This window comes from Planomonospora algeriensis, from assembly GCF_977012225.1.
On the sequence record NZ_CDRNDK010000078.1, the window covers coordinates 1 to 18,842 of the forward strand.

20 protein-coding genes are annotated in these 18,842 nt (G+C 71.2%); 13 read left to right on the forward strand and 7 right to left on the reverse strand.

What is annotated here, in order from left to right:
- The first annotated feature begins 31 nt into the window (after positions 1-31).
- The 3 genes from ACWJ6R_RS11350 to ACWJ6R_RS11360 all read left to right on the forward strand — a co-directional run bounded on the left by ACWJ6R_RS11350 (position 32) and on the right by ACWJ6R_RS11360 (position 1,850).
- The gene (locus ACWJ6R_RS11350; protein WP_449062198.1) at positions 32-340 is read left to right on the forward strand and encodes a zinc ribbon domain-containing protein; all 309 of its coding nucleotides are present in this window, start codon (positions 32-34) and stop codon (positions 338-340) included.
- A 238-nt stretch (positions 341-578) separates the two neighbouring features.
- Positions 579-977 (forward strand): hypothetical protein, encoded by a 399-nt coding sequence (locus tag ACWJ6R_RS11355; RefSeq protein ID WP_449062179.1) that lies wholly within the window; start codon positions 579-581, stop codon positions 975-977.
- Positions 978-1,019: 42 nt separating this feature from the next.
- Positions 1,020-1,850 (forward strand): hypothetical protein, encoded by an 831-nt coding sequence (locus ACWJ6R_RS11360; protein WP_449062180.1) that lies wholly within the window; start codon positions 1,020-1,022, stop codon positions 1,848-1,850.
- A gap of 45 nt (positions 1,851-1,895) precedes the next feature.
- On the opposite strand, the gene ACWJ6R_RS11365 is transcribed toward ACWJ6R_RS11360, so the two are convergent.
- The 3 genes from ACWJ6R_RS11365 to ACWJ6R_RS11375 all read right to left on the reverse strand — a co-directional run bounded on the left by ACWJ6R_RS11365 (position 1,896) and on the right by ACWJ6R_RS11375 (position 3,531).
- Entirely contained in the window at positions 1,896-2,060 is a 165-nt protein-coding gene (locus ACWJ6R_RS11365) for a hypothetical protein (RefSeq protein ID WP_449062181.1), read from the reverse strand.
- Positions 2,057-2,341: a YbaB/EbfC family nucleoid-associated protein gene (locus tag ACWJ6R_RS11370; protein ID WP_449062182.1), complete on the reverse strand. Its 285-nt coding sequence runs from the start codon at positions 2,339-2,341 to the stop codon at positions 2,057-2,059. Before ACWJ6R_RS11370 ends, ACWJ6R_RS11365 begins: the two co-directional genes overlap by 4 nt.
- 113 nt (positions 2,342-2,454) lie before the next feature.
- Entirely contained in the window at positions 2,455-3,531 is a 1,077-nt protein-coding gene (locus tag ACWJ6R_RS11375) for a PLP-dependent cysteine synthase family protein (protein ID WP_449062183.1), read from the reverse strand.
- 266 nt (positions 3,532-3,797) lie between these two features.
- On the opposite strand from ACWJ6R_RS11375, the gene ACWJ6R_RS11380 reads away from it, so the two are divergent.
- Positions 3,798-4,394 (forward strand): sigma-70 family RNA polymerase sigma factor, encoded by a 597-nt coding sequence (locus ACWJ6R_RS11380; RefSeq protein ID WP_449062184.1) that lies wholly within the window; start codon positions 3,798-3,800, stop codon positions 4,392-4,394.
- A 102-nt stretch (positions 4,395-4,496) separates the two neighbouring features.
- Here the strand turns inward: ACWJ6R_RS11380 and ACWJ6R_RS11385 are convergent, their stop codons facing one another.
- Entirely contained in the window at positions 4,497-5,030 is a 534-nt protein-coding gene (locus ACWJ6R_RS11385; RefSeq protein ID WP_449062185.1) for an EamA family transporter, read from the reverse strand.
- A 141-nt stretch (positions 5,031-5,171) separates the two neighbouring features.
- On the opposite strand from ACWJ6R_RS11385, the gene ACWJ6R_RS11390 reads away from it, so the two are divergent.
- The 3 genes from ACWJ6R_RS11390 (at position 5,172) to ACWJ6R_RS11400 (ending at position 7,045) form a co-directional block, all read left to right on the forward strand.
- Positions 5,172-5,381 (forward strand): hypothetical protein, encoded by a 210-nt coding sequence (locus ACWJ6R_RS11390; RefSeq protein ID WP_449062186.1) that lies wholly within the window; start codon positions 5,172-5,174, stop codon positions 5,379-5,381.
- Between the two features lie 39 nt (positions 5,382-5,420).
- Entirely contained in the window at positions 5,421-5,996 is a 576-nt protein-coding gene (locus ACWJ6R_RS11395; protein ID WP_449062187.1) for a helix-turn-helix domain-containing protein, read from the forward strand.
- 287 nt (positions 5,997-6,283) lie between these two features.
- Positions 6,284-7,045, forward strand: a complete 762-nt coding sequence (locus ACWJ6R_RS11400; RefSeq protein ID WP_449062188.1) for a polysaccharide deacetylase family protein — start codon at positions 6,284-6,286, stop codon at positions 7,043-7,045.
- Positions 7,046-7,162: 117 nt separating this feature from the next.
- On the opposite strand, the gene ACWJ6R_RS11405 is transcribed toward ACWJ6R_RS11400, so the two are convergent.
- Complete coding sequence (locus ACWJ6R_RS11405) at positions 7,163-7,924, reverse strand: superoxide dismutase family protein (protein WP_449062189.1); 762 nt, start codon at positions 7,922-7,924, stop codon at positions 7,163-7,165.
- A 285-nt stretch (positions 7,925-8,209) separates the two neighbouring features.
- A complete protein-coding gene (typA, locus tag ACWJ6R_RS11410; RefSeq protein ID WP_449062190.1) occupies positions 8,210-10,063 on the reverse strand; it encodes a translational GTPase TypA in 1,854 nt (617 codons plus the stop codon).
- A gap of 254 nt (positions 10,064-10,317) precedes the next feature.
- Here typA and ACWJ6R_RS11415 point away from each other — a divergent pair, with 254 nt between their 5' ends.
- Genes ACWJ6R_RS11415 through ACWJ6R_RS11425 form a run of 3 tightly spaced genes read left to right on the forward strand, consistent with a single transcriptional unit; the run spans position 10,318 to position 14,351 of the window.
- Complete coding sequence (locus tag ACWJ6R_RS11415; RefSeq protein WP_449062191.1) at positions 10,318-11,079, forward strand: alpha/beta hydrolase; 762 nt, start codon at positions 10,318-10,320, stop codon at positions 11,077-11,079.
- A gap of 42 nt (positions 11,080-11,121) precedes the next feature.
- Entirely contained in the window at positions 11,122-13,161 is a 2,040-nt protein-coding gene (gene pta, locus ACWJ6R_RS11420; protein ID WP_449062192.1) for a phosphate acetyltransferase, read from the forward strand.
- Positions 13,158-14,351 carry an acetate/propionate family kinase gene (locus ACWJ6R_RS11425; protein ID WP_449062193.1) on the forward strand — a complete coding sequence of 398 codons (1,194 nt, stop codon included), beginning with the start codon at positions 13,158-13,160 and terminating at the stop codon, positions 14,349-14,351. Before pta ends, ACWJ6R_RS11425 begins: the two co-directional genes overlap by 4 nt.
- Positions 14,352-14,635: 284 nt before the next feature.
- Here ACWJ6R_RS11425 and ACWJ6R_RS11430 read toward each other — a convergent pair whose 3' ends face one another.
- Positions 14,636-16,069 carry an aldehyde dehydrogenase gene (locus ACWJ6R_RS11430; protein ID WP_449062194.1) on the reverse strand — a complete coding sequence of 478 codons (1,434 nt, stop codon included), beginning with the start codon at positions 16,067-16,069 and terminating at the stop codon, positions 14,636-14,638.
- 409 nt (positions 16,070-16,478) lie between these two features.
- Between ACWJ6R_RS11430 and ACWJ6R_RS11435 the strand changes: the two genes are divergently transcribed.
- From ACWJ6R_RS11435 to ACWJ6R_RS11445, 3 genes are all read left to right on the forward strand, one after another.
- Positions 16,479-17,390 carry a coiled-coil domain-containing protein gene (locus ACWJ6R_RS11435; RefSeq protein ID WP_449062195.1) on the forward strand — a complete coding sequence of 304 codons (912 nt, stop codon included), beginning with the start codon at positions 16,479-16,481 and terminating at the stop codon, positions 17,388-17,390.
- Positions 17,391-17,442: 52 nt separating this feature from the next.
- Positions 17,443-18,024, forward strand: coding sequence for a hypothetical protein (locus ACWJ6R_RS11440; RefSeq protein WP_449062196.1), 582 nt, complete (start codon positions 17,443-17,445; stop codon positions 18,022-18,024).
- Positions 18,025-18,182: 158 nt separating this feature from the next.
- Positions 18,183-18,842: hypothetical protein (locus ACWJ6R_RS11445; RefSeq protein ID WP_449062197.1), on the forward strand; the 660-nt coding region annotated here is incomplete at its 3' end.

Here is an 18,842-nt window from a genome sequence, read left to right on the forward strand (position 1 = left end):
GGACAAGGGCTGGTACGGGCTGGAGGTCGCGGTGCGCGCCAAGGCCCGCTGCACCGGCAGTCTCGTCAGTACGGTTCCGGCCGCGTACACGTCCCAGACGTGCTCGGTGCCGGCCTGCGGGCGGGTGGATGCGAAGAGCCGCGAGAGCCAAGCGCTCTTCCGCTGCACCGCCTGCGGGCAGGTCGAGCACGCCGATGTGAACGCGGCCAAATGCGTCAAAATCAGAGGACAGGCGGCCGGGCCGGTCGTCTCAGGGCGTGGAGACTGCGGGGGTGCCCGGGTCGGTGAAGCGTCAAGCACCCGTTCCACAGCGCGCGGCGCGCCCCGCGTTGCCGCGTGAGCGGCACGGGAATCCCCGCCCCTTTCAGGGCGGGGAGCAGGTCAATTCCCGTCCGTGACTCCTCCGCTCCCTGAAGGGAGCGGCTTCTCGCTTTCCTCTGCTGAGGTGGGCGACGGACAAGCCCTGCCCGTTTCAAGCAAAAAACCGTAACAGGGAAGTGATTCCCCTGCCGGGTGAACCCGGCAGTCCCCTCGCTAGATTTGATGGAGATCGCGGCGAGGACGGGAGGCCGACGCGGATGGTCGAGGTCGACGCGGAGAAGCTGAGGAGCGCGACGGACGAGCTGATCGCCACGCTGCTGCCCCTCGCGGAGGACACCAGGACGCTGGCGGACGGGACCCACCTGAGCGCCTACCAGTGGGGCGCCATCGGCGCGGCCACGGTGGCCCGGAACTACACCCCGGCCCGCGAGTACCAGGCCCGGCAGCTGAAGGACTTCGTCGCGTGCCTCAACGGCGTGCACGCGGGCCTGCTCAGCGTGGTGGCCCACTACCGGGCGGCCGAGCTCGCCGCCCTGCAGGCCGCCGCCGACGTGGAGGACAAGGTCCAGAAGGTGGCCGAGCTCCAGGCGAAGCTCCGCCAGGACCAGGCGGACCTGGCGGAGGCCCGCAAGAAGGACCAGGGACTGACGGACTAGCGCGCTGCGGGCGGCGGGCGGAACACGGACGGGGAGGAATCCATGGCGGGAGAAGAACCGCTCACCGGCCTGATCGGCCAGACGGCGGTCATCGGCGGGATGAAGGCGCTGGGGACCTACGGGCCGGCTTGGGCGTCGACCATGGCCAGGATCCAGCTGGCGGGGAAGCTCTCCAAACCGGCGGCGGGTGCGGGAGCCGTCTGGCTGCTCGCCCAGCCGTGGGGCGACGAGCAGATCACCAAGGTGTGGAACGACTGGCGCACGGTCAACCTCAAGCTGATGCACCTGCGGATGCGGGAGTGGGACACCAAGCTCAAGGCGGTCCAGGACGCCTGGCCCGAGGGGGCCGACCGCCGGGCGTTCGACCGCTTCATGTCGCTGGTCTTCCACGAGGTCGTCCAGACGGAGAACGCCGCAGGGCAGATGGCGACCGCCGTGCAGAACGCCCAGTCGGAGATCCACAAGATCGTCGACAACGCCGGGACGGTCATCAACGCCCTCCTGGGGGTCATCATCGCCTCGGAGATCATGCAGCTGATCGGGAAGCGGATGCAGGTCATCGGGGCGGCCAACCCCACCCCCGCCGGAGCCGCGCTGGTGGTGAAGGGGAAGTCGATCCAGAGCATGGCAGAGGCCACGAAGGACTCCTCCGGCCTGATCCTCATGGGCACGGCGGTCAACGCGGTCGTCGGCGCGACGGCGGCGCTCATCTTCAGCCTCGGCAACCTGTCGGCGCTGATGAGCGCGGACAACCAGTTCCCGCAGCCGCAGGCCAACCTCGACAGCGACGGCACCGACGGCCGGACGGACTTCGACGACATCCGGCGCCGCAGCGTGCAGCAGTCCGGCAGTGAGGGCTGGAGCCGCATCTGATCCGCGGCCGGCGGGGCGCCGCGCGCCCCGCCGGCCGCGCGGACGTCAGCTCCCGTACCTGTCGCGCAACTCCTGCAGGCTGCGCAGCGCCTCGGAGACGCGCGGGTCGGATGTGATCGAGGAGTCGACGTCCATGTGCGGCAGCCTGCCCTGGAGCGACTCGCTGAACCCGTTCGCCCGGCCGATGACGGGTTCGAGCACCTCGGTCATCCGGGCGGTGGCCCGCTCGGCGGCGGCGGTGGAGGCCTCATGATGGCCTCGGCCAGTGCCGCGGAGCCCAGGCGCATGGCCCGCGGGTCGATGTCCACGCCGAGCAGCGCGCCGCCCGGGGCCACCTCGACCCGCACCAGGCCGTCGGCGGCCTCACCGCGTCCCCGCAGGTCGGCGAGTTCCTCGTAGACCTTCTCGTAGTGCCGGGAGACGGCGCCGAAATCATCGAGCAGCCGATCCATGTCGGCGTCCCCGGTCCGTCCGGGACGATCATGTGACATGTCGCGCACCCCTTCTCGCGGCCGCTTCAAGATCCATCCATGCGGTGCTCACCTTACGGCAAACACGGCGTCCCGCCCCGGGCGGGACGCCGCGCGGAGCGGCCCGGGGCTCTTCACGGCCGGGAGAGGAAGGCGCGGAACTCCTCCAGGTGCGGGGCGATGTCCAGGCCGCGGCCGGCCAGCCAGGCGTCGTCGGCGTAGGTGCCCCGGTAGCGCTCGCCGCCGTCGCAGATCAGCGTCACCACGCTGCCCCGCTCGCCCGCCTCGCGCATCTGGCGGATGAGCTGTACGGCCGCCGCCACGTTGGTCCCGGTGGAGCCGCCCACGTCGCGGCCGGTGACCTCGCGGACCCAGCGCATGGCGGCGATGGACCGGGCGTCGGGGACCTGGATCATGCGGTCGATCACGGCGGGCATGAAGGACGGCTCGACCCGGGGGCGGCCGATGCCCTCGATGATGGAGCCGGGGGCGGTGGCCTCAGGGTCGCCGGAGCACCAGGAGGGGTAGAAGGCCGACCCCTCCGGGTCCACCACGGCCAGCCGGGTGGCGTGGCGGCGGTAGCGGATGTAGCGGCCGATCGTGGAGGAGGTGCCGCCGGTCCCGGCGCCGACCACGATCCAGGCGGGCTCGGGATGGGGCTCCATCGCCATCTGGTTGAAGATGCTCTCGGCGATGTTGTTGTTGCCCCGCCAGTCGGTGGCCCGCTCGGCGTAGGTGAACTGGTCCATGAAGTGGCCGCCCGTCTCGGCGGCCAGCCGCCGGGACTCGGAGTAGATCGTCCCGGGGTCGTCCACCAGGTGGCACTTGCCGCCGTGGAACTCGATCAGGGCGATCTTCTCGGGCGAGGTGGAGGCCGGCATCACCGCGATGAACGGCAGGCCGAGCAGGCGGGCGAAGTAGGCCTCGCTCACCGCGGTCGACCCGCTGGAGGCCTCCACGACCGTGGTGGAGGGGCCGATCCAGCCGCCGGCCAGGCCGTACAGGAACAACGAGCGGGCCAGGCGGTGCTTGAGTGAACCGGTGGGGTGGACGGACTCGTCTTTCAGGTAGAGGTTTACTCCCCAATGCGCGGGAAGCGGAAAGACGTGGAGATGAGTGTCGCAGCTACGGTTGGCGTCGGCCTCGACGAGGCGGATGGCCTCGGCCACCCAGGAGCGGGTCTCGGGGTCGTGTCGGTCCACGTATCGCATGTCCCCAAAGGTAGCCCTACCAGCTGTTATGTGATACCAGGCACATTCTCTGTCAAATCGAGTGAGGGATGTTACGATAACGATACTTGTCCGACTGTAGGGCGTGTCGCGTCCGCCCACGGCACGGGCACCCATCGACCTTTCGACCGTCCGGAATCCTTAACGGCCCTCTTACGGAGCCGATGGGACCATGAGCCGGACCGTCGAGAAGACTGTGCCGTATCCGGGGCAGACGGTCATGGGGGGAAGAACACGAGGGGGATGACATGATCTCGATAACCGACGAGCAGCGGCAGGACTGGTTCGAACGCGACGTCGTGCCGGTGACCGGGCAGCTCTACGCATCCGCCATGCGTCTGACCCGCAACTCCGCCGATGCCGAGGACCTGGTGCAGGAGACCGTCACCAAGGCGTTCACCTCCTACCACCAGTTCCGCGAGGGCACCAACCTCAAGGCGTGGCTGCACCGGATCCTCACCAACAACTTCATCAACGACTACCGCAAGAAGCAGCGCTCGCCGAAGCTCTCGGCCACCGAGGAGATCGAGGACTGGCAGCTGGCAGCCGCCGAGTCGCACACCTCCACCGGCCTCAAGTCGGCGGAGACCGAGGCCCTGGAGCAGCTCCCCGACAACGCGGTGATGAACGCCCTGCGCGCCCTGCCCGAGGACTTCAGGGTGGCCGTCTACCTCGCCGACGTCGAGGGCTTCGCCTACAAGGAGATCGCCGAGCGGATGGGCACCCCCATCGGCACGGTCATGTCCCGGCTGCACCGCGGCCGCCGCCAGCTCCGCACCATGCTGGCGGACTACGCCCACGAGGAGGGCGCGTTCCGGCTCCCGGAGCAGCGCCAGGCCGCCTAGCCGGCGGCCCCTCGGGGCCGGGCGGGACGACGGAGATCAGGTGACATCTCCATCAACGCCTCCCGGATCAAGGACCCTCGGGGCCGGGCGGGACGACGGAGATCAGCCTGCGGCGATCAGCGCGACCGCGGCGAGCGTGGTCCCGATCCCCGTCAGCTGCACCCCGTTGAGCCGCTCGCCGAGCACGTAGCGGGCCAGCACCAGCGTGCTCGCCGGGTACAGCGAGGCCAGCACGCCGACCAGGGCGATCATGCCGCGCTGCTCGGCCAGCACGAACAGGACGTTGGCCGCCATGTCCAGCGCCCCGGCCGCGACGATGATCCGCAGCGCGCCGCCGTTCCCGGGGCGCAGCGTGCGGCGGGTGGCGACGGCCAGCAGGGCGATGAGCGCCACCGAGGCCAGCCGCGCGCCGAACAGCGGCCACATGCCGCCGTCCTCGGGGCTGCGGGCGAGCAGGATGAAGAAGCAGCCGAAGCCCGCGCCGGCGCCCAGGGCGGCCAGGACCGGGCCGTAGGCGCGGCCCGCGGAGGCGGGGGAGGAGTCCCGGCTGACCAGGACCACCGCCACCAGCGCCAGCGCGATGCCGCCCAGCGCGACCGGCTGCGGCCGCTCGCCGGTCGCCAGGCCGTACAGCACGGGCAGCGTCGCCGAGGTCGCGCGGTGACCGGCGCCACCACGGACATCACGCCGGTGGCCAGGGCGCGGTAGAACAGCACCAGCGCCGCGGCTCCGGCCACCCCGGCCGCCACGCCCCAGGCGAGGGCCGCCGCGCTGGGCGTGCCCGGCAGGAACGGCAGCAGCGCCGCGACCAGGGCCAGGCCCGCCAGCTGGGAGAGCACGACCACCGCGAGCACCTGCGAGCGCCGGGTGGCGAGCCCGCCGAAGAAGTCCGCCGTCCCGTACACCAAGGCGCAGGCCGTCGCCAGGACCACTGCTGTCATCATCCACCTCAGTCCATTGAATTGCACTATTAGTACATCACATTGAGAGCATTGGAGTGTACGTGAAGTTCACTACACTGCACTCATGGACCCGGAGACGATCACCGCCGCCATCGCCAACAACGTGCGCGCCCAGCGGGCGCACCGGCAGATGACGCTCGACGAGCTCGCCGCGCGGTCGGGAGTGAGCCGGGGCATGCTGGTCCAGGTCGAGCAGGGCAGGACCAACCCCAGCATCAACACGCTGACCCGGATCGCCGACGCGCTCGGGGTGACGGTCGCCCGGATGGTCGAGGTCTCCGACACGCCCGTGGTCCGCGTCGTGCACGCGGCCGACATGGTCACCTTCGCGCACGGCCGGGCGAGCGCGGCCCGCCTGCTGGTCGGCACCGACGCGCCCGCCATCCTGGAGCTGTGGGACTGGCGGCTGGCCCCGGGCGACCACCACGACGGCGACGCCCACCCGCCGGGGACCCGGGAGATGCTGACCGTGATCGAGGGCGAGCTCACCCTCACCGTGTACGGCCGCAGCCACGCCGTCGGCACCGGCGGGGCCGTCGTGTTCAGCGCCGACCGTCCGCACCGGTACGCCAACGAGGGGGAGGGTCCGCTCCGTTTCGTGATGGTCGTGACGGAACCGCGCGAGACGCCCGACCAATAACGAGGAGCTGGGGGTCGCCGGCGCCTGCGAGATCGGGGACGGGGTCACCCTCTCCGGGTGGATCGGCCTGGTGGTGTGCTTCCGTGATGGTTTCTACCGATAGCAGGAGGGATCGGTGAAACATCGCCATCTGGGTACAGATCCCACTGGATGCGCCATTCGGATAGCACGCCGATACGCCGAGCTGCAGACCGACGTCCCACTCTGGTGGGAGGACCTGGCCAAGATCTTGCGGGAGGAGGCGGCGGAGGACCGCCGCTGACCTCCGCGATGTTTCGGGGGGACTCATGCGATTGTGGACGGCGCCTCTCGTCCTGCTGCTCGGGATCGGATCGCCGGTCCCGCTTCCACCGGATCCGGAGACCCTCGCCAGGGACCTCGCCGAGATCCAGCCGCAGTGGCCGGCCGCCCGGTTCCCCGTGCCGCCCGCCGCCCGGAAGGTGGACTGCGCCAGGACCAGGTGCGTGGCGCTCACCTTCGACGACGGGCCGGGCGAGTACACCGGGCCGCTGCTCGACACCCTCGCCGCCCACCGCGCCAGGGCGACCTTCTTCGTGATCGGGCGGACGGTGGCCGACGGCGACGGCGCGGACCTGCGCCGCATGGTGTCCGAGGGGCACGAGCTGGGCAACCACTCCTGGAGCCATACCGACCTCACCGGACTGCCGGAGGAGGGCATCGAGGAGGAGCTGCGCCGCACCCAGGAGGCCGTACGGCGGGTCACCGGGGTGCGGATGGCCTTCATGCGCCCGCCGTACGGCGCCACCGACCGCAGGGTCGCCTCGACGAGCCGCCGCGAGGGGCTGGCCCAGATCCTGTGGAGCGTCGACACCCTGGACTGGCTGGAACGGGACGCCCCGGCCCTGCTGCGCCGCGCGGGGAAGGCCGAGCCGGGTTCCATCGTGCTGATGCACGACATCCACCGCGTGACGGTGGAGACCGTCCCCGCGCTGCTGAAGGATCTGGCGGCCAGGGGCTACACGTTCGTGACGCTCTCGGAGCTGTACGGCCGCGCGCTGACGCCGGGCCGGGCGTACCTGAAGCGCTGACGCCGGGCCCGGGCGTACCTGAAGCGGTGACGCCGGGCCCGGCGTTCCCGATGGGCTTTCCGGTTCCCGACGGTCTTCCGGCGGGCTTTCCAGCGGGCCGGGGCGGGCGGTGCCGGGTCAGCGCTCGGTGAGCACGCCGCAGGCGATGTGCTGGCCGGAGTCGCCGCCTCTGAGGGTCACGGCGTCGGGACCGTTCGTCCTGGCGCCGGGACTGGCCGTGGCCTCCGGGTGGCTGTAGCGGTCGGGGATGTTGGCCTGGTTGTCCGGCTCGGCGTGGATGATGACGGCGGTGCCGTCGCCGTCGAAGAGCTGCCGCACCTGGAAGCGGTCGGTGGCGAAGGAGGCGGCTCCCATGCCGTCCCCGCCGACCAGCAGGTCGGGCATGTCGCCGGTGTGGTCGGGGTGGGAGGCCTGCTCCAGGCTGAGGTGCGTGCCCGCGCTGGAGAACGGGCCACCGGTGGCGGGGTCGGTCGCCTCCGCGCTGCAGACCCCCTTGCCGTGGAGGTGGAAGCCGTGGAAGCCGCCCGGCAGCCCCTTGACGGTGACCGTCACCACGGATCTGCCGTCCTCCTCCTCGACGCTGAAGGTGCCGACGGACTTGCCGTCGGCGTCCTTGATCTCGGCTCGGGCCGACGCGTCACCCGCTCCGGGGGAAGCCGTTCCCGTCTGAGCGGGGGAACGCGGCTCGGTGGTCCCGGTCGGGCTCGGGGCTCCGTCGGCGGTGTCGTCCGGTGCGGGGCTCTGGTCCGCCGTACCGGTCGGCGAGGGCAAGTCGGGCAGGTCGGGCGGTTCCGGCGAAGACTCCGCCGAGGCGCCTCCGGCGGCGAGCGCTCCGGCGCCCAGGGCCGCGGCCAGGAGCAGATGCGGTGTGCGAAGCATGGAAGATCCCCCGTAGGTCGTGGTCGTACTCCGCCTCCGTGCGGAGAAGAAACCTCGACTGTCTCCATACCGCCGCAAACGGGAGACAACCTCAGAAGTGCCCCTATATGGGACAAAGGGGATCTAGGGGGAGCTGGGAAAAGGGCTGTGGCCCGCCGCGCGCGCGGCGGGCCACAGCCCTTCGGTCCGATCATGCCGGGTCGGCCCGGGGTCACCGGGACGGTCGCCCCGACGGTGGTCCGGATGGCCGCCCGGTGGCACGGGTGGCCGCGCCCGGACGGGTGCTCAGTTGCCGCGCTTGGCGCGGGCGGCGCTGCGGCCGCGGGTGGCGGCGTCGAGGACGACCTTGCGGATGCGCACGGACTCCGGAGTGATCTCCACGCACTCGTCCTCGCGGATGAACTCCAGCGCCTGCTCCAGGGAGAGCTGGCGCGGCGGGATGACCTTCTCGGTCTCGTCCGCGGTGGAGGAGCGCATGTTGGTGAGCTTCTTCTCCTTGGTGATGTTCACGTCCATGTCGTCGGAGCGCGAGTTCTCGCCGACGATCATGCCCTCGTAGACCTCGGTGCCCGGCGAGACGAACAGCACGCCGCGCTCCTGCAGGTTGAGCATGGCGAACGCGGTCACCGGGCCGGAGCGGTCGGCGACCAGGGAGCCGTTGTTGCGGGTGCGCAGCTCGCCGAACCACGGCTCGTAGGCCTCGAAGACGTGGTGGACCAGGCCGGTGCCGCGGGTCTCGGTGAGGAACTCGGTCCGGAAGCCGATCAGACCGCGGGCCGGGACCACGAACTCCATCCGGATCCAGCCGGTGCCGTGGTTGGTCATGTGCTCCATGCGGCCCTTGCGGACGGCCAGCAGCTGGGTGACGGCGCCGAGGTACTCCTCCGGGCAGTCGACGGTCAGGCGCTCGACCGGCTCGTGCAGCTTGCCGTCGATCGTCTTGGTGACGACCTGCGGCTTGCCGACGGTCAGCTCGTAGCCCTCGCGGCGCATCTGCTCGACCAGGATGGCCAGCGCCAGCTCGCCGCGGCCCTGCACCTCCCAGGCGTCCGGGCGCTCGGTCGGGAGCACGCGCAGCGAGACGTTGCCGACGAGCTCCTTGTCCAGGCGGTCCTTGACCATGCGGGCGGTCACCTTGGCGCCCTTGACCTTGCCGACCAGCGGCGAGGTGTTGGTGCCGATGACCATGGAGATGGCGGGCTCGTCCACGGTGATCAGCGGGAGCGGGCGCGGGTCCTCCGGGTCGGCGAGCGTCTCACCGATCATGATCTCCGGGATGCCGGCGATCGCGATGATGTCGCCGGGGCCGGCCTCCTCGGCGGGCTTGCGCTCCAGCGCGTCGGTCATCAGCAGCTCGGTGATCTTCACCTTCTGGATGGTGCCGTCGGTGCGGCACCAGGAGACCTGCTGGCCCTTCTTGATGGTGCCCTGGTGGACGCGGCACAGCGCGATCCGGCCCAGGTAGGACGAGGCGTCCAGGTTGGTGACGTGCGCCTGCAGCGGGGCCGACGGGTCGTAGGTCGGAGCCGGGATGGTCTCCTTGATGACCTGGAACAGCGGCTCCAGGTCCTCGGAGTCCGGCATGCCGCCGTCCTCGGGACGGTTCATCGAGGCGCGGCCGGCCTTGGCCGAGGCGTAGACGATCGGGAAGTCGATCTGCTCCTCGGTCGCGTCCAGGTCCATGAAGAGCTCGTAGACCTCGTCCACGACCTCCTTGATCCGGGCGTCGGGGCGGTCGACCTTGTTGATGCAGAGGATGACCGGCATCTTGGCGGCGAACGCCTTGCGCAGCACGAACCGCGTCTGCGGCAGCGGGCCCTCGGAGGCGTCCACCAGCAGCACGACGCCGTCGACCATCGACAGGCCGCGCTCGACCTCGCCGCCGAAGTCGGCGTGGCCGGGGGTGTCGATGATGTTGAGGGTCATGCCGCCGTGCTTGACGGCGGTGTTCTTCGCGAGAATGGTGATGCCCTTCTCGCGCTCGAGGTCGTTGGAGTCCATGACACGGTCGTCCACGTCCTGGTTGGCCCGGAAGGCCCCGGACTGCCAGAGCATGGCATCCACGAGAGTGGTCTTGCCGTGGTCGACGTGCGCGATGATCGCGATGTTCCGCAGGTCGTCGCGGCTGTTCAAAGGCATGATGGAGTCTCACTCTGTGATCGTGGAGGCTGGCCGCGGACATGCGGCCGTACCATTTTAGTTGATTCCCGCCTTCACTGACGCGCTCTCGATGTCAAGCGCTTCCCGCTCCCCTTCCCCGCACCCGCGGGTCTACGTCCCGGAGGCCCGGCCGTACCCCCGCGCGCGTGCGCGCACGAGCACTGCACGGGCACCGCATAGGCACCGCACGGGCACCGTACGGACTTCGCGCCGGCACTGCCTAAGCTCGGCACATGTCCCTCACCCCTTCCCTGCCCGCGACGCTCATCACCCGGGACGGCGTACGGATCGACGCCGCGCACACCCCGCCGACGGGCGGCGCAGGCGGCGGGGGAGACCTGGGCATCGTGCTGGCGCACGGCTTCACCGGGTCGCTCAGGGAGCGGACCACCCGGCGGATCGCCCACGTGCTCAGCGCCTTCGGGGGCGTGGTCGCGCTCGACTTCCGGGGGCACGGCAGGTCCGGCGGGGAGTCGACCGTCGGGGACCTGGAGATCCACGATCTGGACGCGGCCGTGCGGCACGCGCGGGCGATCGGCTACACCAGGGTCGTGACCGTCGGGTTCTCGATGGGCGGGGCGGTGGCGCTCCGGCACGCGGGCCTGCTGAAGGGCGTGGACGGCGTGGTCGCGGTCAGCGCCCCCGCACGCTGGTACTACCGCGGTACCCGCCCGATGCGGCAGGTCCACTGGGCGATCGAGCGGCCGGCCGGGCGGCTGGCGGCGCGGCTGGGCAAGGGCACGCGGATCTCCCGGAAGCCGTGGGACCCGGTCCCGCCCGCGCCGTACGAGGCGGCCGCGCAGATCGCCCCGGCGCCGCTGCTCGTCGTGCACGGCGACGCCGACGCGTTCTTCCCGCTCGACCACGCGCACCAGATCCACGACTCCGCCCGGGACCCGAAGGAGCTGTGGGTCGAGCCCGGGTACGGCCACGCGGAGACGGCGGCCACGCCCACCCTGATCCGCCGGATCGGGCGATGGGCGGCCATGGTTTAGTCCTGGTGTGTACGGCAACTGGTCGAGGCGGGGGTAATGCGCATGCGGAGCATCTACGTGGCCGGCCTGGGCCCGGGAGACGGCCGGCAGATCGTCGAGCTCGGGCTGATGGAACTGCTGACCCGCCGGGTCGACCGCACCGGCGTGTTCCGGCCGATCGCCCGGGGCGAGCGCGCCTCCGAGCTCCTCGACGACAGGTACCGCCCGGCCGCCTCGGCGATCGGGGTGACCGCCGAGGACGCGGCCGAGATCTACGCGCAGCGGGGCGCGGAAGAGCTGATCGGCCGGCTGGTCGCGCGCTTCCACACGCTGGAGCGCGAGTGCGACGCGCTGCTGGTGCTGGGCAGTTCCTTCGCCACCGACGACCTCCCCCGCGAACTGGCCTTCAACGCCCGCCTCGCCGCCGAGTTCGGCGCCCCGGTGATCGTGGTGGTCGGCGCGCACGCCGACTCCGCCGACGAGATCGCGATGGAGATGCGCACCGGTTACCAGGTCTTCTCCGACCTGGGCTGCACGGTCCTGGCGGTGATCGCCAACCGGGTCCCGCCCGAGATGACCGTCGAGCCCGACCTGCCGGTGCCGTTCTACGTCATCCCCGAGCACCCGTCGCTGTCGGCGCCGACCGTCGGCCAGGTGGCGCAGGCCGTACAGGCCAAGCAGATCCAGGGGGAGGAGGACGGGCTGCGCCGGGACGTGACCGGGTTCGTGTTCGGCGGCGCGACGATCCCGCTGTTCCTGTCGCACCTGGTGGACGGGGCGCTGGTGATCACCCCCGGGGACCGGCCCGACCTGCTGCTGGCCTCGCTGGCCGCCGAGGCGGCCGGTACGGCCCGCCCCTCCGGCGTGGTGCTCACGCTGGGCGAGGAGCCCACCTCGAACGTGCGGGCGCTCACCGCGCGGCTGGCGCCCGGCATGCCGGTGCTGGCGGCCGCCGACGACAGCTTCACCGTGGCCACCACCCTGGCCGGGCTGGAGGGGCGGCTGACCGCCGACAACCCCCGCAAGATCGAGACGGCGCTCGGCCACTTCGACGCGCACGTCGACACCGCAGGGCTCGCCGACCGCATCGAGCTGGCCCGCTCCGAGCGGGTCACCCCGATGATGTTCGAGCACACGCTGCTGGAGCGGGCGAGGGCGGACCGCAGGCACATCGTGCTGCCGGAGGGCGAGGAGGACCGCATCCTGCGGGCCGCCGACGTCCTGGTCCGCCGCGGCATCGTGGACCTCACCCTGCTGGGCCGCGAGGAGGTGATCCGGCGGCGGATCGCCGACCTCGGCCTCGACCTGGACGGGGTGACCGTGACCGACCCGCTGAGCTCGCCGCTGCGCGACGCCTTCGCCGAGGAGTACGCCGCGCTCCGGGCGCACAAGGGCATCACCCTGGAGCGGGCCAGGGACGTGGTCACCGACGTCAACTTCTTCGGCACGATGATGCTGCACCGGGGCGAGGTGGACGGCATGGTCTCCGGCGCCGCGCACACCACCGCCGCCACGATCCTGCCCGCCTTCCAGATCATCAGGACGGTCCCGGGCACCTCGATCGTCTCCTCGGTGTTCTTCATGTGCCTGGCCGACCGGGTGCTCGTCTACGGCGACTGCGCGATCAACCCCGACCCGGACGCCGGGCAGCTCGCCGACATCGCGGTCTCCTCGGCCCGTACGGCGGAGCGGTTCGGCGTCGAACCCCGGATCGCGATGCTGTCGTACTCCACCGGCCGCTCGGGCAGCGGCGCCGACGTCGACAAGGTCCGCGAGGCCACCGCCATGGTCGCCGAGCGGGCGCCGGACCTGCTGGTGGAGGGGCCCATCCAGTACGACGCGGCGGTGGACCCCCGGGTCGCCGCCGCCAAGCTGCCCGGCTCCCAGGTGGCCGGGCGGGCGACCGTGCTGATCTTCCCGGACCTGAACACCGGCAACAACACCTACAAGGCGGTGCAGCGCTCGGCCGGGGCGGTCGCGGTCGGCCCGGTCCTGCAGGGCCTGCGCAAGCCGGTCAACGATCTGTCGCGCGGCGCGCTGGTCACCGACATCGTCAGCACGGTGGCCATCACCGCCATCCAGGCCCAGGGAGAGACCCGATGACCCGCATCCTGGTGATCAACTCCGGATCGTCGTCCCTGAAGTACCGGCTGCTCTCCGTCGGGAACGGGGACGGGGACGGGGACGGGACCGGGGCCGGGCAGGAGGCGGCCGTGCGCCTGGCCGCGGGCCTGGTGGAGCGGATCGGCGAGCCCGGCTCCCCGGTCGCCGACCACGGCGCGGCGCTGGACGCGGTCGCCGCGGAACTGGCCTCCGCCGGGTTCGGGATCGACTCGCCGGAGCTGGCCGCGATCGGGCACCGGGTCGTGCACGGCGGCCGGGACTTCACCGAGCCCACGCTGATCACCGACGAGGTGGCGGAGCGGATCGAGCGGCTCATCCCGCTCGCGCCGCTGCACAACCCGGCGAACCTGGCGGGCATCGAGGTGGCCCGCCGGCTCCGCCCCGACCTGCCGCAGGTCGCGGTCTTCGACACCGCCTTCCACTGCACCGTCCCGGCCGCCGCCGCGACCTACGCGATCGACCGGGAGACCGCCGAGCGGTACGGCATCCGGCGCTACGGCTTCCACGGCACCTCCCACGCCTACGTCTCGCGCGCGGCGGCGGGGCTGGCCGACCGGCCGGGCCCCGGCGGGCCCAACGTGATCGTGCTGCACCTGGGCAACGGCGCCAGCGCCTCGGCGGTGGCGGGCGGGCGGTGCGTGGAGACCTCCATGGGCCTGACTCCGCTGGAGGGGCTCGTCATGGGCACCCGGAGCGGCGACGTGGACCCCGGGGTGCTGATGCACCTGCGCCGCGAGGCCGGGATGGAGGTCGAGCGGATCGACGAGCTGCTCAACCGGCGCAGCGGACTGCTCGGCCTCTGCGGCGACAACGACATGCGCGCGGTGGAGAGGCGGGTGGCCGCCGGGGACCCGGAGGCGGAGCTGGCCCACGCGGTCTACTGCCACCGGCTGCGCAAGTACGTCGGCGCCTACTACGCGGTGCTCGGGTCGGTGGACGTGATCGCGTTCACCGGCGGCATCGGGGAGAACTCCGCCCTGGTCAGGGAGCGGTCCCTGAGCGGTCTGGAGGGGCTCGGGATCGTCCTGGACGCCGAGCTCAACGCGGCGGGCAAGGGCGTGATCTCGGCCGGCGGCTCGCGGGTCACGGTGGCGGTGGTCCCCACCGACGAGGAGCTGGAGATCGCCCGCCAGACTCTCGAGGTCGTCTCCCGAACCGATCGCGGATAAAAGGCGTCTACCTACAGTGGATGGATGAAATCCGCCGGGAGAAGCCTGCGGGACACGAACCACTGCCAACCGGTGGTCGTGGGGCATACTTCATGCAGTCGGGCGGTCGCCCAGCGTCGCGGGGGCGCGCTGGGCGATCCATCCGCCGGGTGGAGGTGCCGGTACGGCTGGCGGGAGCCGTACCGGCACGCTCGGCGGACCGCCGGGCGCCGAGGCGCCGGGGGCGCCGGATGCCGGGACGCCGGTCGCGGGGGCGGCGACACCGGGGCGCGGACCGCCGGGACTCAGCCCAGGCGGGCGATGGACTTGTACTCCAGGTAGGCCGCCAGGCCCTCGGGGCCGAGCTCGCGCCCGAGGCCGCTGCTCTTGAAGCCGCCGAACGGGGAGCTGTTCTCGATCATGAAGAGGTTGACGCCGTAGGTGCCGGTGCGCACCCGGCGGGCCACCTCCATGCCGCGCTCGGTGTCGGCGGTCCACACCGTGCCCGCCAGGCCGTAGTCGCTGTCGTTGGCGATGCGGACCGCGTCGTCCTCGTCCTCGTAGGGGATCACGGCCAGGACCGGTCCGAAGATCTCCTCGCGGGCGATCCGCATCTCGTTGGTGGCGCCGGCGAAGACCGTGGGGGCCACGTACCACCCCCGGTCGAGGGGGCGCTCCAGACCGCCGACGACCGGCTTGGCGCCCTCGTCGATGCCGATCCTGATGTAGTTCTCCACCCGCTCCTGCTGGCGCTGGGCGACCAGCGGGCCGATGCCGGTGGCCGGGTCGGCGGGGTCGCCGACCTGCATGCCCCGCACCATCGCCGCGACCGCGTCCACGACCTCGTCGTAGCGGTTGCGGGAGGCCAGGATGCGGGTCTGCGCGACGCACGCCTGGCCGTTGTTCATCAGCGAGGCGATCGACAGGAAGCCCATCGCGGAGGACAGGTCGCAGTCGTCCAGGATGATCGCGGCGGACTTGCCGCCGAGTTCCAGGGTGCAGCGCTTGAGCTGCTCGCCGCAGATGCTCCCGATGCGGCGGCCGGCCGCGGTGGAGCCGGTGAAGGCGACCTTGTCCACGCCGGGGTGGGAGACCAGGTGCTCGCCGGCCTCGCGCCCGGCGGCGACGATGTTGACGACGCCGTCGGGGATCCCGGCCTCCTTCACCATCTCGGCCAGCAGGTAGGCGTCGAGCGGGGTCTCCGGCGCGGGCTTGACCACGACCGTGCAGCCCGCGACGAGCGCGGGGGCCAGCTTGATCATGATGACGAACTGCGGGACGTTCCACGGGACGATCGCGGCGACCACGCCGACGGGCTCGCGCCGTACGGTCACCGGGCCGAACGTGCCGGGCCGCTCCTCCTCCACCGGGAAGGTCGCGCCGAGCCCGGCGTAGTACTGCAGCATGCCGAGCGGCTGGGGGGCCTGGGCCATCTGGGAGAAGGTGATGGGCGAGCCCATCTCCTCGGTGATGATCTCCGCCATCTCGCCCTGCCGGGCCGCGTAGATCTCGGCGAGCCTGCCGACCACGGCGGCGCGCTCGGCCATCGTCATCCGGGGCCACGGGCCGTGGTCGAACGCCTGGCGGGCGGCGGCCACCGCGCGGTCCATGTCGGCGGGGGTGCCCTCCGGGACGCGGCCGACGATCTCCTCGGTGTGGGGCGAGACGACGTCGATGGTCCCGGTGCCCGCGGGGGCCACCCAGTCGCCTCCGATGAACAGCGTGTCGTGCTGGCGCATGATGTCTTGCCTCCTGGTGGGCGGACCGGAGCCGGTGTTTTGAACGAGTGCTTGCTCGGACAGTGTCATGCGGGAGGAACGGCGTTACAAGGTCTACCGCCCATGAGACCGAATCATGTTCTATCAACGATGGCAAGGGGTCTCCGCCGGGGCCGCCGGTGTTCCGCACTCGGCCGTCGGGAGGGCGGCCGGAGCCGTACCCTCTTGTCATGTCGTGGCGCGTCCTCGCCCGACGGAAGGCCGCTCCCTTCCCCTGCTCTGAGGGCATGTCCGGAAATTTTGTTCAAATCTCGCAAACTGGTAGACAGTCCATCAAAGGTGTATGAGTTCCACGGTTCCGGTGGCGGGCTTGAAGATCGTCTTCTATAGTTTCGCTCGGTCCGCAAGGTGCTCTGGAGGTGAGCGAAGCGTGCGACCGAGCCGCCCGGCGGTGCTGGGCGCCCTGCTCGCGGCGCTCCTGCTGACTCCCGCGATGGCGGGGGCGAGCGCCGGACACGCCACCAGGCTCGATCCGGAGGCCCAGCTGAAGAAGCTGACGGCCGAGGCGGGCAAGCTCAACAAGCTCTACCGCGGCCAGGTGCAGACCCTGGAGGACGCCCGGGTCAAGGCCAAGAAGGCCACCGAGAACGCCAAGAGCCTCAAGCGGGCCCTGGCCACCGCGGAGACCGACGTGGTCCGCTTCGCCCAGACCACCTACATGGGCGGCCCGCTGGACAGCGGCAGCCTGCTGAGCTTCAAGGGCGACGCCGGAGTCGTCCTCGACCAGGCCGCCGCCATGTCCTACCTCGCCAGCCAGCGCGCCTCCCAGCTCATCCGGGTCAAGGAACTGATCGCGGCCGCCAAGAAGGCGGAGAAGAAGGCCGCCGCCGAGATCACCAAGCTCCAGCGGGACATCGCCAAACTCAAGAAGGACCGCGTCAGGATCGAGACGCTCCTGGCCAAGTACGGCTTCCAGCAGCCCTCGGGGAGCGGCGGCCTGACCGCCCGCACGGTCACCATGCGCAACCTGGTGCTGCAGAACTTCCCGATGCCGTACAGCTACGGCTGCCTGCGCCCCGGCGATCCCGGCGACCACGGCAGCGGCCGGGCCTGCGACTTCATGATGAGCGCCGGCGGCCGGGCGCCCACCCCCGACGCCAAGGCCCGCGGCGACCGCCTGGCCCAGTGGGCGATCGACAACGGGCGGCGGCTCGGCGTGATGTACATCATCTGGCAGCAGCGCTACTACGACGTGCGGACCGGCGCGGGCTGGCGGATGATGTCCGACCGCGGCGGCAACACCGCCAACCACATCGACCACGTGCACATCTCGATGTTCTGATCGGCCGGACCGCTGACCTGTGCTGCCGACGCGGGGGCGTTAGAGTGGCGCAGTGATCGACAAGCCGCCCGGACTGCCGTTTCTGATTGTCTTCTCGACTGCAGCGATCACTTTCCTGATATGGGTCAGCGACCCGTCCTGGCCGGGCTTCGAGACGTTCGTGTACGGGATCCCCATCGGCTTCCTCCTGTTCGCCTACTGGGCGATTCGGATGACATGGGCCGATTACAAGGGAACCGCGCCGGACGGTACGCTCAACCGCTCGCTCATGCCGTGGTACATCTCCGGTGCCGTCATGCTCGCCCTGGTGACCGGGGCACCTTTCTGGATTCGATTCACGGTCTCCGAATCGAGCCTGGAAGCCTATGTCAGAGCGGTGAACGAGAACCCCGGCGGTAAAGAGTCGTGTCAATGGGCCGGCCTGTACCGCGTATGCGCCGGAAAGCGGCATCAGGATCTCAGCGGGAAAGAGATCCCCGGCAGCGCGGAGTTCGCCGTCCGAGACATCTTTCTCAACGAGGACAAGGGATTTCTCTGGTCGCCCTCCGGCGAACCCGATGAGAACGCCGACGGCGGCATCAGCTATACCCACCTGAGAGGCCGTTGGTACGGCTACAGATGGGACGATCGGTGAGGCCGGTGGGAGAGGATCAGGGACGAGGATTTCGCCTGGTGACCGCCTGAGGGACCGGCCGCCGGAGGCGTCACGGTCGGTCGCGGTCATCTGTACGGCGCGGGTGATCCGTGCGAGTCTGTCCGGACCAAGACGGTGATCAAGGACGGATGCGACATATGGTGGCGGCATTCCTCGTTCCGTTGACGTGGCCGCAGGGCACAGGTCTGGCCGGTCTCGTGGTGTCGGCTCGGCCGGCCGCGTCCGCGCCGGGGGTGGGCTGGACCGAACTGCTGCTGATCGCCTGCGCGATCGTGCCCGCGCTCTGCTTCGCCCTGGTCAGGGGGGAGACCGGTGGCCGGTCCAGGGCCGGGTGCCTGGGGTGGCCGCTGAAGGCGTTGGCCCTGTGGGCGGGGGCGAACGTGATGGCGTATCCGGCCGGGGTGCTGATGTACCTGGGCACCGCGGAGCTGGAGCGGCACCCCGAGGTGTGGCTGGTGGCCGCCGCGTCGCCGGTCGCCGCGCTGGCGGTCGCCTGGTGGTTCCGGCCCGTCCTGCCGCCGCTCCGCCGGCCGTACCTGGTGCTGCGGGCCGTGCTGCTGCTGGTCGCGTGTGTCACGGCGGTGCTCGCGGCCGAGCGGAGCGGGCTGCCGGTCACGTCGGTCTCCGGGGTCTGGGGCGGTGCCTCGCTGGTGGCGGCCCTGGCCTGCGTGGCGGCGTGGCGGATGGCGGACGGGCTCGCGCCGCTGCCGCAGCTGGCGTGGGCGGCGGCGGTGCTGGGTGCGTGCGTGGCCGTCGGCGTGACGACCGGGGTCGACGGCCTGGCGGTGCTGACCGGG